Raw genomic sequence first — 15,015 nt, forward strand, 5'->3', positions numbered from 1 at the left:
CCGCTCGATTGGGACAGGCAAGCCTTCGAGGCCGAGCGCAAAATGGATTCTAAAAAACACCTTGCCAAATAGGAGCGTCAGCCGCGAAGCGGCGAGGACGTTTGAGAGGCAAAGTGCGTAGGCCTTACCGGGTCTCCGGTGGGAGTTGAGTCCTTTTAGAACTTGTCGTGGAAGGTACGCGCAATGACCTCGTCCTGCTGCTCCTTGGTGAGCGTGTGGAAGTTCACGGCGTAGCCGGAAACGCGAATGGTCAGCTGCGGATACTTCTCGGGGTGAGCCTGAGCGTCGAGCAGCGTCTCACGGTTGAAGACGTTGATGTTCAGGTGGTGGCCACCCTTCTCGGCGTAAGCGTCGAGCATGTGGACCAGGTTATCGGCCTGAGTCTCGGAAACTTCAGAAACCTTCATAATGTGTCTCCTTCGATCGATAGGCGCCGGCCGAAACCGGCGCACTAATCAGTAATCGTTATTGTTAGTATAGCACTAACAATAGTTACTCGCCCAGCTGATCAAGGTCGATATCGCCAAAGAACACCTGATCCTCCTTGCCGAGCGCACTCGGGATGATGGAGAAGGTGTTGGAGATGCCGTCCTGAGCATCGCGGAACGGGAGCTTGGAAACCGAAGACAGCGAAGCGATGGCGCCGTGGCTATCGCGCTTGTGCATGGGGTTAGCACCCGGGGCGAACGGCTGGCCAGCCTTGCGGCCGTCGGGCGTGGAGCCGGTCTTCTTACCGTACACGACATTGGAGGTAATGGTCAGAACCGAGGTCGTGGGCACGGAGTTGCGATAGGTGTCGTTCATGCGGATGTACTCCATGAACTGGTGCACAACGTCGTGAGCGATCTGGTCGACGCGGTCGTCGTCGTTACCGTACTTGGGGAACTCGCCCTCGGTCTCGAAGTCGACGATGATGCCGTTCTCATCACGGACGGGGTGGACCTTGGCGTACTTGATGGCGGACAGGGAGTCAGCCACGACGGAAAGGCCAGCGATGCCCGTAGCGAACCAGCGGTGCACGTGCTTGTCGTGCAGAGCCATCTGGATGCGCTCGTAGCAGTACTTGTCGTGCATGTAGTGAATGATGTTCAGCGAGTTGACGTACACGCCAGCGAGCCACTTCATCATGTCGTTGTACTTGGCCACAACGTCGTCGTAATCGAGCGTATCGCCCTCGACGGCGCGATACTTGGGACCGACCTGCTTCTTGGAGACCTCGTCAACACCGCCGTTGAGTGCGTACAGCAGGCACTTGGCCAGGTTGGCGCGGGCGCCGAAGAACTGCATCTCCTTGCCGATGCGCATGGAGGACACGCAGCAGGCAATACCGTAGTCGTCGCCATGATAGACACGCATGAGGTCGTCGTTCTCGTACTGAATCGAGGAGCTGGCGACAGAAGTCTTGGCGCAGAACTTCTTGAAGTTCTCGGGCAGACGGGTCGACCACAGAACGGTCATGTTGGGCTCGGGGCTGGTGCCCATGTTCTCGAGCGTGTGCAGGTAGCGGTAGCTCATCTTGGTAACGAGCGTACGGCCGTCAACACCCATGCCGCCGATGGACTCGGTGACCCACTGCGGATCGCCGGTGAACAGGGCCTGGTACTCGGGGGTACGGGCAAACTTGACCATGCGGAGCTTCATGATGAAGTGATCCACGAACTCCTGGATCTGCTCCTCGGTGAAGGTACCGTTGGCAAGGTCGCGCTCAGCGTAGATGTCGATGAACGTAGAGGTACGGCCGATGGACATAGCGGCGCCGTTCTGCTCCTTAACGGCAGCAAGGTAGGCGAAGTACATCCACTGGATGGCCTCCTGCGTGTTGGTGGCAGGGTTGGAAATATCGAAACCATAGGTCTCGGCCATCATCTTGAGCTCGCCGAGGGCGCGGATCTGCTCCTGCAGCTCCTCGCGGTCGCGGATGTTGTCGGCGGTCATGACCGTCGGGGTGGAAGCCTTCTGGGCCTCCTTGTCCTTGATCAGGTAGTCGACGCCGTACAGGGCAACACGACGGTAGTCGCCGATGATACGGCCGCGGCCATAGCCATCGGGCAGACCGGTGATGATGTGAGCCGAGCGGCAAGCACGCATCTCGGGGGTGTAAACATCGAAGACGCCAGCGTTGTGGGTCTTACGCTCGAAAGTGTAGCGCTCGACAACGTTCTCGTCGACCTTATAGCCGTGCTGGCTGGCAGCCTGGCAAGCGATGCGGATACCGCCGTTGACGTGCAGCGCGCGCTTGAGCGGCTTGTCGGTCTGGAGACCGACGATGGTCTCCTTCTCGCGGTGGGCGTTATCGATGTAGCCAGCGGGGTGGCTCACGATACCCGTAACGGTCTTGGTGTCCATATCGAGGACACCGCCCTGCTCGCGCTCCTTAAGCAGCAGGTCGAGAACCTCGCCCCACAGCTCCTTGGTGCGCTCGGTCGGGCCGACGAGGAACGACTCGTCGCCCTCGTAGGGGGTGTAGTTCTTCTGGATGAAGTCTCGGACGTCAACCTCTCCCGTCCAAATGCCTTCCTTGAAGCCTTCCCATGCCTCCTGCATTGTGTAACCACGCTCCTAGTTACGTGTTATGCGGCGCTCTCTCACACCGCTGCTTATTGAATTCTTGAATGTTCGGCTTGCACTACCGGCTTCTTCCGTTCTTCACCACACGTTGGTGCAGAGAAAAACGTTTGTCCACCTTGGAACTACAACCCAAAACCCAAGATTTCACCCGTTTGAGAAGGATAACATAGCGACCCTCTCCATCTGGGCTGTTATATGTTTCTTTTTTTATATCATAAGGGCGTTTTTTACAAACCCGCAGGAAATGCGAGCGCGGACAGCTACCGTTCACCGATTTGTATGTTATTTTTCCTTGCCTTTGTACGACGTTCACTCTAGCTGTTATGCCAGCTTTAGCAGGGTAAAGTGTCCCAGAGACCCTACAGAAACTGCAGGGCGGCCACGGGATCCCCCGTTGCCGCCCTGTGGCGTAGCTAGTTTTTAGCTTTGATTGCCGTTTGGCATTAGGCGGCTGAGGCGGCCTTGTCGGTCGTTGCCTTGCCGTTGCTCTGCTGGCCCTCAAAATGCTTGTAGCACCAGCTGGTGACCAGCGGGGTCAAAATAGCCGTCACGATTGCGCAGGCGGCAACCTGTGCCGTAGCCGTCGCGAGCACGGCGCCACCGTACAAGGCCTCGTTGACGCTTGCCATGGCAGCAGGCGTGGCCACATTGGCTCCGGCGCAGCTCGAAATGGCCGCACCTGCGACACCCGTACCGCCCGTGAGCTTATCGACCGCGATAACGGGAATTGCAAAGACCACCGAGCAGATCACGCCGAGCAGAATACCGGGGAGACCGCCATTAATGAGCTGGCCAAAGGTCATGGTCGAGCCCATGGCAAAGAAGACGAGCACGATGATGGCGGAAAGTGCCGGTGCCATCATCTTCTTAAAGCTGGGGAACAGGTTACCCAGAATAATGCCGACGACGATCGGCAGAATGGCACCCACGAGCGACCAGCCGATCGGGGCCTGGCCGGCAGCGCCGAGCACGATCATCGTGACCGGAGGGCCGACAACCAGCGTGGTGATGGCGACAGCGCCACGCTCAGCCTCGTTGCCCATGGTACCCATCAGCCCAGCGTACATAGCGTTGTTGGCGCCGGTGCAAGCCGCCAGCATCACCATGGCAGAGATGCCAAACAAGTTGTCGTTGAACACATAAAGGATGAGCAGCGACATGGCAACGACCACGATCTGCTTGACGGCGATGATGATGGCGCCGCGGGCAGCGGCGGCAGGAGCGCTCTTAAACGAAATCGTCGTACCGACGATGAGCAAAAAAGCGCCCACGAGCGGGCCAGCGCCCTGCTGGGTCATGCCAAGCGTAAAGCTGCCGAGCGTTTTGAACAGGTCGGGGAATAGCGTGTTGAGCAGACAGCCCAACAGAAGCGGCACCAAGATATTGGCGCCCGGGATGGAGGACATCTTAAAGAACGGCTCCTTTGCCGCCGGCGCCTCCACCGCAGCCGATTCACTCATATATATCTCCTTTGGATGCATGCGAATCGTAGCCGCATGCGCCTATATCAGAAAGAAGGCGACGGTCCCGAGTCGCAGGAGCCGTCGCCGAATAATCATCGCGGGGTATTACCCGTCCAGGACGATGCCGCCGTCGCAGTCACCGATCTCGCCGTTCACGAAGCTGGCGAGGTCGGAAGCGAAGAACAGCACCATCTGCGCAGGCTCGCTGGCCTGGGCGGCGCGGCCCAGAGGGATACCGTTGATGATGCGCTGAGAGTTCTCGTCAGAGAGAATCGAGGTCATATCGGTCAACGTGAGCGACGGGCACACGGCGTTGCAGCGAACGCCGAACTTGCCGCCTTCCTTGGCGACTGCCTTGGTTAGACCGTTAACACCGGCCTTGGAGCTAGCGTAGGCAGCGGTGCCGAGCAGGCCGCCGCCGATCTTGCCCGCAACAGAGCTCACGTTGACGATAGTGCCGGCATGGGCCGCCTTAAAGTGCGGGTACACGGCGTTCATCATAGTGAAGGTACCGTTGAGGTTGATGTCGATGGTGCGACGCCACTCGGTGTCATCGATCTCGTCAAACTTCTTGGTGCTGATGACGCCAGCGCAGTTGATCAGGATGTTGGTTTGCGGCAGGTCCGTAAAAATCTGCTCGACGGTCTCGCGCGCCTTGGGCGCATCGGCGACATCGAGCTGATAGAACTTGTTGCCCTCGCCAAGCTCGGCCACAGCGGCCTCGCCCTTAGCAGCGTTCCTTGCGATGAGCGCGACATGTCCGCCGCCCGCGACGATGCCCTTGGCGATCTCGAGGCCAATGCCCTGAGTGCCGCCCGTGACAATCGCGGTCTTGCCCGTGAAGTCAAATGCCATGACTCCATCCCCCTTTATGTAAGGTGTCTCCTTGCGGGAAGTTGGAGCATCGCACGTGGCGATTATATGAGTCCCAGTCGTCATGGTGGTGACAACCCCTCGCCTAACCGCGTGCATAGTAGTTCTTTGAAACGCTTCAGCAATTGAATGATTTTAAGTCTTAATGCACTCTTAATATTGCCTAGCGGCCAAGTAGATTTTTGGGACATGCTTAGAAATCTACCGCATAGGGCGTGCGTGCAGGGGTATCATCTTTCACCGAAAATAGTTTCTAGTGTTAGGGGTTTTCGGTGGAAGATACCGATTTCCGTGAACTTGGGCGTCAGCTCCTTACCGAGTTCGGCAGCATGCATCAGCGCATTTCGCGCTTTGCGGACAAAGCCCTCGGCGGCGAGATGGCCGTCATGCGCGCCCTCATGCTCGCTGGCGGTTCGCTCACGCCGAGCGAACTCGCCGATCGCGCCTGGGTCTCGAGCGCCCGCATCGCCAATATCCTACGCGCTCTCGAAGCCAAGAGCTGGGTCGAGCGCGAGCACTCAAAGACCGACCGTCGTCGCGTACACGTCACGGTGACCGACAAGGGATTCCAGGATCTCGAAATCAAACGACGGGAATTCGAGGAGCGCACCGCGGCCTTCCTCGAGCAGCTCGGCGAAACAGATACCCAAGAGATGGTGCGCCTTCTAAGACGTGCCAACGAAATTATCGACCGCAATCAAGAAAGGAGAGATGCCGAGTGAGGATTCTCAAGCTCTTTAAAAAGCACGTCCTGGCACTGTTCACAGCTATCGTACTTATCGTAATCAGCTGCAACGCCGATCTGGCGCTGCCTACCTATATGAGCGACATCGTCGACGTGGGCGTGCAGCAAGGCGGCATCGCCTCGCCCGTGCCCGACACCATTCGCGCCGAATCGCTCGACGACCTCGAACTCTTCATGAGCGCCAAGGACGCCAAGGCTGTGGAGGCCGTGTTTAGCAAGGCTGACAAAAACGGCATTCGAACGTACATGGGCACCGAGGAAGAGCGTGCCGATGGCAGCAAGCTCGCCGATATCATGAGTCTGCCCGAGACCGTCGTCCTTTCGCTCGACCAGGGCATCGACGCCAACTCCATGGGCGACATGATGGGCTCGTCCAGCGAGAAAGACGACAACGCTGCCCAGGCCATGCCCACCCCCGAGCAGATGGCTGCCATGACACCCGAACAGCTCGCCGAGATGCAGCAGAAGGCCGCAGCCGCGCAGAGCATGCAAAAGCAGATCGACGCCGACGGCGGCAAGATCACCATGAAGAGCCTGCGCCTGGGTGTCGAGGGCGGTCTGGTAGACCAAAGCAAGCTCGTCGAGGGCGCCAACCAAATGGCAGACAAAATGGGCTCCATGTCAGGCTCCATCGTCACCCAGCGCGCCGTGAGCTATGTACAGGACGAGTACAAGGCACAGGGCATCGACCCCGCCGACGTGCAGAACGCCTACCTGAGCCGCATGGCGACCACGATGTTTGGACTGTGCCTCGTGTCGCTCGTCGCCACCATCCTGACCGGTGCCGTGGCTTCGCGCACCGCCTGCTCCATCGCCCGCGACCTGCGCCGCGAGACCTTCAACAAGGTTATGCACTTCTCGCCGGCCGAGGTGGGCAAGTTTAGCCAGGCCTCGCTCATCACCCGCTGCACCAACGACATTCAGCAGATCCAGATGGCCGCAACTCTGTTTATCCGCATGTGTCTGATGGCCCCCGTCATGGGCATCGTCGCCGTCATGCGCGTCCTGGCCAACCATACCGGCCTGGAGTGGACCATCGCCGTTGCCATCATCGCGGTCTCGGCCGTCGTCGGCGTGCTTATGGGCCTCACCATGCCCAAGTTCAAAAAGATGCAAAGCTTTGTTGACCGCGTGAACCTTACCGCCCGCGAGCTGCTCGACGGCCTTATGCCCATCCGCTCGTTCAACCGCGAGGAACATGAGCTCGAACGTTTTGACAAGGCGTCGCTCGACCTGATGACCACGCAGCTCTACACCAACCGAGCCATGAGCTTTATGATGCCGCTCATGATGCTCGTCATGAACTGCATCACCGTGCTTATCGTCTGGTTTGGCGCGCAGGGCGTGTCCGACGGCGTGATGCAGGTCGGCAACATGATGGCGTTTATCTCCTACACCATGCAGATCGTCATGGCGTTTATGATCCTCACCATGGTTTCGGTCATCCTGCCCCGTGCCGAGGTCGCAGCCGAGCGCGTAGATGAGGTCATCACCTGCCCCACGAGCATCAACGACCCTGCCTCGCCCAAACTGCCCGCGGCCAGCTCGCCGCGCGGTGAGCTCACCTTCCGCGACGTGAGCTTCCAGTACCCCGATGCCCGCGCCGACGTCATTAGCGGTGTGAACTTCACCACGCATGCCGGTCAGATGCTCGGCATCATTGGCTCCACGGGCTCGGGCAAGTCCACGCTTGTGCAGCTCATCCCGCGCCTGTACGACGTCACGGGCGGCAGCATTTCGCTCGACGGCATCGACGTGCGCGACATGACCCTTTCCGAGCTGCGCCGCCGCATTGGTTACATCCCGCAGCAGGGGCGTCTGTTCTCGGGCACCGTCGAGAGCAACCTCAAGTTTGCCGGCGACATGGTGAGCGATGATGACATGCGCCAGGCCGCGCGCATCGCACAGGCCGAGGACTTTATCGCCGAGCGTGAGGGCGGTTACGACTCCCCCATCAGCCAGGGCGGCTCCAATGTTTCGGGTGGTCAGCGCCAGCGTCTGGCCATCGCCCGCGCATTGGCCAAAAAGCCCGAGGTCGTGGTGTTCGATGACTCGTTTAGTGCCCTCGACTACAAGACCGACGCGCGCCTGCGCGAGGAGCTGGCCAAAAACGTTACCGACGCCGCACTCGTGGTCGTGGCCCAGCGCATCGCGACCATCATGCACGCCGACCAGATCATCGTGCTCGACGACGGCCACGTAGTGGGCACCGGCACGCACGAGGAGCTGCTGCACAGCTGCCCGGCGTACCTGGAGATCGCACAGTCGCAGCTTTCCGCCGAAGAGCTGGGGCTTACCCAAGAAGAAATTGCAGCCGTCACGGAAGGAGGCGAGCGCTAATGGCAGACGAGACCAAGACTCAGGTTCCCAAGCCCACCCGCCAGCGTGGTCCCATGGGCCGCATGGGCGGCATGCGTCGCGGCGAAAAGGCCAAGGACTTTAAGGGCACCATGAGGCAGCTGCTCGGCTATATCGGCCAGCACAAGATTGCCGTGTTTGCCGCCGTCGCCTTTGCCGTGTGCTCGGTCATCTTTAACATTGTGGGACCCAAGGTGCTCGGCCAGGTTACGACCAAGCTGTTCGAAGGCCTGGTCGCCAAGGTCAACGGCACCGGCGACGTTGACTTTGACTGGATCGCCAAGACGCTCGGCTTTTTGCTCTGCCTGTATCTGGCGAGCTCTGTCTGCAGCCTGGTCCAGGGCTGGCTCATGACCGGCGTCACGCAAAAGATCTGCTACCGCATGCGCAAGGAAATCGCCGCCAAGATTGCCGTCGTGCCGATGAGTTACTTCAACGGCCACAGCAAGGGAGACGTACTCAGCCGCATCACCAACGACGTCGATACGCTGGGTCAGTCGCTCAACCAGAGCGTGACGCAGCTCATCACGTCGGTGACGCAGATTATCGGCGTGCTCGTCATGATGCTTTCGATCAGCCTGCCGCTTACCGGCGTCACCGTGCTCACGCTGCCGGCCGCTGCGATTATCCTGACCGTGATGATTCACTTCTCGCAGCCGTACTTCCGCGAGCAACAGCAGGTTCTGGGCGCCGTCAACGGCATTATCGAGGAGGACTTTGCCGGCCAGAACGTCATCCAGGTGTTCGACCGCGCCGAGGCCTCGATCGAAGAGTTCGACCGTCAAAACGACCGCCTCTTTATTAGTGGCTGGCGCTCGCAGTTCCTGTCGGGCCTGATGATGCCGCTTATGAGCCTGGTGGGTAACATGGGCTACGTGGGCGTTGTCGTGGTGGGCGCACAGCTCGCACTGACCGGCAACGCCACGCCCGGCGACATCCAGAGCTTTATCCAGTACGTTCGCAACTTTACGCAGCCCGTGCAGCAACTGGGCAACGTGAGCAACACGATGCAGTCGATGGCAGCCGCCACCGAGCGCGTCTTTGAGTTCCTGGCCGCGCCCGAGGAGGAGCAGAAAGCCGACGCGCAGATTCCCGAAAAGCGCCCCGGCCATGTGGAGTTCGACCACGTCAAGTTTGGCTACACGCCCGACAAGACCATCATCCACGACTTTAGCTGCGAGGCACAGCCCGGCCAGACCATCGCCATCGTCGGCCCCACCGGCGCCGGCAAGACCACGCTCATTAAGCTGCTGCAGCGCTTCTACGACGTGGACGGCGGCTCGCTGCGTGTCGAGGGCGTCGATGTGCGCGACTGGGACCGCGCTGCACTGCGCGGCGAGTTTGCCATGGTGCTGCAGGACACCTGGCTGTTTAACGGCACCATCCGCGAGAACATCCGCTACGGACGCCCCGACGCGAGCGATGCCGAGGTCGAGGCCGCTGCGCGCGCCGCACGCTGCGACCACTTTATTCATACGCTCGCCGGTGGCTACGACTTTATGATCAACGAGGAGGGCACCAACCTGTCGCAGGGTCAGCGCCAGCTCGTGACCATCGCCCGTGCCATTTTGGCCGACCGCCCGGCGCTGATTCTGGACGAGGCGACTTCCAACGTCGACACACGTACCGAGGAGCTCATTCAGCGCGCCATGGATGCGCTGATGCAGGGCCGCACCAGCTTTGTCATCGCGCACCGCCTGTCCACGATCCGCAACGCCGACGTGATCTTGGTGATTCGCGACGGCGACATCGTCGAGAAGGGCACGCACGACGAGCTGCTCGCCCAAGGCGGCTTCTACGCCGATCTGTACAATTCGCAGTTCGACGAAGCGGCGTAAAAACCGGCGGCAAACAACCGCAATGCCAAGAAAACGGGGGCGCAGGACAACCTGCGCCCCCGTTTTTGTTTTGCGACCCTCGAACCGCCTCCCCTGGGACCGCATTGACAGCCCCTTCGAGGCCCCGTGGGCAAAAAATGGCAAATATGAGTACTGTTACTTTTTTAGTAACAGCCAAAACAGCCCCAAACGACGTCTTTGCGGCCTAGATATGCCATCAAATTGATCAAAACGCCCGGTAACATGCTTCTGTGTGCCAACGTTAATGAACATATTTAATGTTGTGTCTATTATCTTGTAAGGTCGATATGATACTAAGCTAGCAGCAGTACTCATATTTGCCATTTTTTGTCCACGGGGTATGCCGCAGGAGACCCAACTTGCTCCAGCGTGTCGTACGCCGGTCCCCCCCTTCCGGCGAGCGCCGACATTTCCCCAGATAAAACCGACCAAAATAAACCTGTCCCTTTTCGGCAGGTTTCGCTTGCACTTTAGCGTGCGACAGCGGATAATGCCGAGCATTCGAGAATTCGCCAATTGTTGCCGTTAATTGATAAAGGAGGCCCCGCATGGCCATGGATTTCAAACGCAAGCTGCCGATCCCCATGGAGATCCGCGAGGAAATGCCGCTTTCCGCAGAGCTTACCGCCAAAAAGCAGGCATTCGATGCCGAAGTCGCCAAGGTCTTTACCGGCGAGGACGCGCGCAAGGTGCTCATCATCGGCCCGTGCTCTGCCGACCGCGAGGATTCGGTGCTTGAGTACATGAACCGACTGGCCAAGACCGCCGAGGAGGTCAAGGACAAGCTCATCATCATTCCGCGCGTCTACACCAATAAGCCGCGTACCAAGGGCACCGGTTACAAGGGTCTTCTGCACAACCCCAACCCCGAGGCTCCCGACGACCTGCTCGAGGGCGTCAAGGCAATCCGCCATATGCACCTACGCGTTATTGAGGAGACCGGTTTCTTCACCGCCGACGAGATGCTCTATCCGTCCAACTACCAGTACCTCGTTGATCTGCTGAGCTATGTTGCCGTGGGTGCGCGCTCGGTCGAGAACCAGGAGCATCGCCTGGTGTCGAGCGGCATTTCGGTACCCGTCGGCATGAAGAATCCCACTGCCGGCTCTACCACCGTTATGCTCAACTCCATTTACGCCGCGCAGGCGCACCAGAGCTTCATCTTCCGCAACTGGGAGGTCGAGTGTGACGGCAACCCGCTCGCGCACGCCGTCATGCGTGGCTACATCGGTCTCGACGGTCGCACCTACCCCAACTACCACTACGAGCACCTCGAGCGCCTGGCCGAGCGCTATACCGAGCATGCCGGCTACGCCAATCCGGCAGCGGTCATCGACTGCAACCATGACAACTCGGGCAAGCGTCCGCTGGAGCAGTATCGCATTTGCAAGGAGGTGCTCGACAGCTGCCGCCGCAACGAGTCCATCTCCAAGCTAGTCAAGGGCTTTATGATCGAGTCCTACCTGGAGGACGGCAACCAGCCGGTCGACGGCGGCGTCTTTGGTAAATCGATCACCGACCCGTGCCTGGGCTGGGAAAAGACCGACTACCTCATCCACGAGATCGCGGAGCGGGTGTAGGTTACGGCGTTTTACCAAACGCCGTAACGGCTCGACGCTGCGCGGGCCGCACCTGGACAATCTGACGTTCAACTTCAAGGGCGCGACCAGAAGGTCGGCGCCCTTTCGTTTGATGTGGCAGTTAGGGACGCTCCTTTTCTGCCGGCAGTCAGGGACATTCCTTGGGGTAGTCATTGGGGACGTTCTTGTTTGACTAGTCGTTTAAGAACGTCCCCAACGACTACCCGGGGGAGTTGCCTTCCCTCGTGGCGGTCTTCTAGCAGAAAAACCAAGTGAGTAGGCTTTTTGCAGGAGGCCAAGCACGCCCCAAAACGCCACAGCTCTGACCTGCAGTTTTATAGATCATTTGTCACGATGTGCTCGGCAGGTTCAAAAAAGTCTACTCACTTGTATCTGAGACGCACCAGATTGGCAAAAACCGCCGCGAAAGGGCCCCTGGTCCCTTCGCGGCGGTCATACACCTCTAATTTTGCGACGGTTTTGCCCGCTTGTTACTCGCTGTAGCGGGTGGCGATGGCAGCTTGTACCATGCCGGTGCTCATGAGGTAGGTCACCAGGAAGTAGCCACCGTATGCTGCCAGGAAGATTGCACAGGTGAGGCCCACGGTACCGCCAATGCTCATATTTCCGAAAATGCTCACCAACTCGATGATCACCTTAAGTGCCACAAAGGAGTGCGCCAGGCCCACTGCCAGCGGGAACAGGAAGAATACCGCTTGCTGCGCCATCACCGAATGGCGAATCTGGCGGTCGTCGCAGCCGATCTGTGCCAGCACACGATAGCTGCGGCTGCCGTCGGCCACATTGGAGAGCTGCTGGATCGACAGTATCGCCGCGCATGCAACGACCAATACAAAGCCGATGTAGATGGCTAGGTAGCTAATAAGACCGTTCATTTGCGCTGCCTGCGTGTACATCTCGGAGCGTGTGATGAAGGTTCCCCACGACCCCGGCTCCTTGCCGTCAACGAGCAGATTGTCGAGCACAGTGTATTTAATACTCTCGTCTGCCTCGGTCGTATCCATCCCCTGTTTGTAGTTAACGAGCAGACTACTGGAATACGGCTGCAGATTAAGTTGGGACAACAGCTCGTCGGCAACGACGACGGTACCCCCATTACTGCCCATCGCCGAGTTGGCGATGGCCGCCGTATCTTCGTCCGACTTATCGGTTGCGGGCTTGAGCGTATGCCCGCCCAAGGTAAGGGTATGGCCGCCAGCCATATACTTGGTGTACAGGTCGACCAGCTCGCCGCCCATATCACACGTGAGCAGATACTGGTCGTGACCGATGTGCACCGGCTCCTTGCCCATCATCTGGCGCAGTTTGTTGTACTGACTTGCCGGCGTCACAGACAGGCCTGTCATGTCGGCATTGCTACCCCCGAACGCCTTGGGAAGCTTTTCGCCCATGGTCTTGCACATCTCACTTGGGGTCACCGAAGGATCCGAGCCGCCAAGCGGGTAACTCAGATACGAATCGATCTGCACATGCTCACCGGCAACATCGGCGATATTGACCTTCTTGCCGGTCTCGTCGTTGTTGTCCGCCGACTTGCCCTTAATACCGTCTGCAACGTTATCGTGATCGATACGATCGCCGTGCCATGCGGAGTACAAATCGACCGTACTATCGGCCAGCACCATTCGATCGGCCTCAGACGGATTGAAAGACTCTTTGTAGAAGTCGAGCGTATCGGGCGTGTAATAGACATACGTCTGCGACATGTCGGCCGGATTATAGCGCTCCAGATTCTCGTTCATCACATTGGCAATCGACATACCGCACGTCACCGAGGTGATGGCCAAAAACAGGAGCATCGCAATGACGCCCATCGAAAAGCACACCGTGTTGACCTTGGCCGCAAGCTGGCGCACGGTAAACATGTTGAGGCCGCGCCAATACACGCCGCGCAGGCTCTGCAGCAGCTTGATGAGCATGCCCGAGAGTCCCCAGAACAGGGCAAAGGTGCCCACGGTAACCATAGCGGTCGTAATACCAAACTGGTTCATGGCCTCTTGCAGCTTGCTGTCCGTCGCGGTTAGCGGGAACCCATCACGTAGCAGACGGTAATAGGCCACGCCCACAAGCACCACGCCCACGGCAAAGATGGCAATCGCGATCCAGGGGTTGCGTGCCTTGATGCTCTCGTTGCGACGCTCGGCACCCATAAGCTCGATGAGTTTGGTACGACGCACGGCGCGAAGGTTCAGCAGTAGCGTGAGCACAAACATTACGAGCATGCAGGCAAGGGTCAGGCTGAACGCATGCACCGAGAAAAAGAAGTGGAAATTGGCGATCTGTGTCTTAAAGAGCGAGGCCGTAAAGAACGTCATGAGCTGGGAGAGTCCCACACCCAGCACAATGCCGGCGACAAAGGCGCCGAGCGAGACAATCACCGTCTCGAGCGCCATGATCGTGGCGACGCGCCCGCGCCCCATGCCGAGCACCTGGTACAGGCCAAACTCCTTTTTGCGGCGTTTCATGATGAAGTTATTGGCATACACCATTAAAAAGGCCATGACACCGGCCAAAAAGTACGTCAGGTTGCCGAGCATGCTGCCCATAACCTGCGCCAAGCCCTTTTCATCGATGCCGGCGATGTCGACCTGCATCGAGATGGTGTTAAAGGCATAGAAGACCGTAACGCCCAAGGTGAGCGTCAAAAGGTAGACGAGGTAGTCGCGGCCGGCGCGGCGGACGTTGCCCCAAGCGAGTTTACAGAGCATTGGAGCCCTCACCGCCCATCATGGCAACGACCTCCATAATGCGGTCGAAGAACTCTCGGCGGTCGATGTCGCCGCGGCGCAGCTCGGTGAAGATCTTGCCGTCGCGAATAAACAGCACACGGCTCGTGTAGCTGGCGGCAAAGCTGTCGTGCGTGACCATGAGCACGGTGGCGCGCAGGCGGCGGTTAAGGGCCTCCAGGCTCTCGAGCAGCAGGCGAGCGCTCTTGGAATCGAGAGCGCCGGTGGGCTCGTCGGCCATGATCATGGTGGGGTCGGTGACGAGCGCGCGAGCCGCGGCAACGCGCTGCTGCTGACCGCCGGACATCTGGTAGGGATACTTGTCGAGCACCTGACTGATGGACAGGCGCGCTGCCACATCCTGCACGCGGGCCGAAATCTCTGCCGAGTTTGTGCGGGCGATGGTGAGCGGCAGGGCGATGTTCTCGCGTGCCGTGAGCGTATCGAGCAGGTTGGAGTCCTGGAAGATAAAGCCGAGCTCCTCGCGGCGGAACTGCGAAAGCTTAGCCTGCTTCATGCGTGTTACGTCCTGCCCGTTGATGCGGATCGTGCCACTTGTGGCGCTATCGATGGTCGACACGCAGTTGAGCAGGGTCGACTTGCCCGATCCCGAAGCGCCCATGATGCCAACAAATTCGCCGCGGTTGACGGTAAAGCTGACGTCGTTGAGCGCGCGCGTCACGTTGCCCAGCGCTCCGTATACCTTTTCGAGATGCGCGGCCTCCAGTACCGGGGTCGCCATGTGCGTGGTTTGCATACCGAGTCCTTTCTTGCGATTAGTCTACGGCATCTATAGTCGCAAGAAGACGAGTCGGCTACCAT

The 15,015-nt window shown here is 59.1% G+C and carries 10 protein-coding genes; 4 read left to right on the forward strand and 6 right to left on the reverse strand.

Annotated features, from left to right (window positions below):
* Window positions 1-155: 155 nt before the first annotated feature.
* The 4 genes from grcA3 to I2F59_RS03510 form a co-directional block, all read right to left on the reverse strand.
* Entirely contained in the window at window positions 156-407 is a 252-nt protein-coding gene (grcA3, locus tag I2F59_RS03495) for an autonomous glycyl radical cofactor GrcA3 (protein WP_006234861.1), read from the reverse strand.
* 85 nt (window positions 408-492) lie between these two features.
* On the reverse strand, window positions 493-2,544 hold the full coding sequence (gene pflB / locus I2F59_RS03500; protein WP_035137643.1) for a formate C-acetyltransferase: 2,052 nt from the start codon (window positions 2,542-2,544) through the stop codon (window positions 493-495).
* Between the two features lie 467 nt (window positions 2,545-3,011).
* A complete protein-coding gene (locus tag I2F59_RS03505; protein WP_229065319.1) occupies window positions 3,012-4,028 on the reverse strand; it encodes a 2-keto-3-deoxygluconate permease in 1,017 nt (338 codons plus the stop codon).
* A gap of 108 nt (window positions 4,029-4,136) precedes the next feature.
* The gene (locus I2F59_RS03510; protein WP_006234857.1) at window positions 4,137-4,886 is read right to left on the reverse strand and encodes an SDR family NAD(P)-dependent oxidoreductase; all 750 of its coding nucleotides are present in this window, start codon (window positions 4,884-4,886) and stop codon (window positions 4,137-4,139) included.
* A 290-nt stretch (window positions 4,887-5,176) separates the two neighbouring features.
* On the opposite strand from I2F59_RS03510, the gene I2F59_RS03515 reads away from it, so the two are divergent.
* From I2F59_RS03515 to I2F59_RS03530, 4 genes are all read left to right on the forward strand, one after another.
* A complete protein-coding gene (locus I2F59_RS03515; protein WP_195503264.1) occupies window positions 5,177-5,626 on the forward strand; it encodes a MarR family winged helix-turn-helix transcriptional regulator in 450 nt (149 codons plus the stop codon).
* On the forward strand, window positions 5,623-7,989 hold the full coding sequence (locus tag I2F59_RS03520; protein ID WP_195503265.1) for an ABC transporter ATP-binding protein: 2,367 nt from the start codon (window positions 5,623-5,625) through the stop codon (window positions 7,987-7,989). Before I2F59_RS03515 ends, I2F59_RS03520 begins: the two co-directional genes overlap by 4 nt.
* Entirely contained in the window at window positions 7,989-9,845 is a 1,857-nt protein-coding gene (locus tag I2F59_RS03525; protein ID WP_195503266.1) for an ABC transporter ATP-binding protein, read from the forward strand. Before I2F59_RS03520 ends, I2F59_RS03525 begins: the two co-directional genes overlap by 1 nt.
* A 569-nt stretch (window positions 9,846-10,414) precedes the next feature.
* On the forward strand, window positions 10,415-11,446 hold the full coding sequence (locus tag I2F59_RS03530) for a 3-deoxy-7-phosphoheptulonate synthase (protein ID WP_195503267.1): 1,032 nt from the start codon (window positions 10,415-10,417) through the stop codon (window positions 11,444-11,446).
* A 491-nt stretch (window positions 11,447-11,937) separates the two neighbouring features.
* On the opposite strand, the gene I2F59_RS03535 is transcribed toward I2F59_RS03530, so the two are convergent.
* The gene (locus I2F59_RS03535; protein WP_195503268.1) at window positions 11,938-14,175 is read right to left on the reverse strand and encodes an ABC transporter permease; all 2,238 of its coding nucleotides are present in this window, start codon (window positions 14,173-14,175) and stop codon (window positions 11,938-11,940) included.
* A complete protein-coding gene (locus I2F59_RS03540) occupies window positions 14,165-14,950 on the reverse strand; it encodes an ABC transporter ATP-binding protein (RefSeq protein ID WP_271755871.1) in 786 nt (261 codons plus the stop codon). Before I2F59_RS03540 ends, I2F59_RS03535 begins: the two co-directional genes overlap by 11 nt.
* Between the last annotated feature and the right edge of the window lie 65 nt (window positions 14,951-15,015).

Origin of the sequence: Collinsella aerofaciens, from assembly GCF_015556945.1 — a bacterium.
GTDB lineage: Bacteria > Actinomycetota > Coriobacteriia > Coriobacteriales > Coriobacteriaceae > Collinsella > Collinsella aerofaciens_AO.

What these genes read in the sequence shown, in the direction of transcription:
- I2F59_RS03530 (WP_195503267.1), top strand. Translation starts at nt 10,415, where the DNA reads ATGGCCATGGATTTCAAACGCAAGCTGCCGATCCCCATGGAGATCCGC.
- I2F59_RS03505 (WP_229065319.1), bottom strand. Translation starts at nt 4,028, where the DNA reads ATGAGTGAATCGGCTGCGGTGGAGGCGCCGGCGGCAAAGGAGCCGTTC.
- I2F59_RS03540 (WP_271755871.1), bottom strand. Translation starts at nt 14,950, where the DNA reads ATGCAAACCACGCACATGGCGACCCCGGTACTGGAGGCCGCGCATCTC.
- I2F59_RS03510 (WP_006234857.1), bottom strand. Translation starts at nt 4,886, where the DNA reads ATGGCATTTGACTTCACGGGCAAGACCGCGATTGTCACGGGCGGCACT.
- pflB (WP_035137643.1), bottom strand. Translation starts at nt 2,544, where the DNA reads ATGCAGGAGGCATGGGAAGGCTTCAAGGAAGGCATTTGGACGGGAGAG.
- I2F59_RS03535 (WP_195503268.1), bottom strand. Translation starts at nt 14,175, where the DNA reads ATGCTCTGTAAACTCGCTTGGGGCAACGTCCGCCGCGCCGGCCGCGAC.
- I2F59_RS03525 (WP_195503266.1), top strand. Translation starts at nt 7,989, where the DNA reads ATGGCAGACGAGACCAAGACTCAGGTTCCCAAGCCCACCCGCCAGCGT.
- grcA3 (WP_006234861.1), bottom strand. Translation starts at nt 407, where the DNA reads ATGAAGGTTTCTGAAGTTTCCGAGACTCAGGCCGATAACCTGGTCCAC.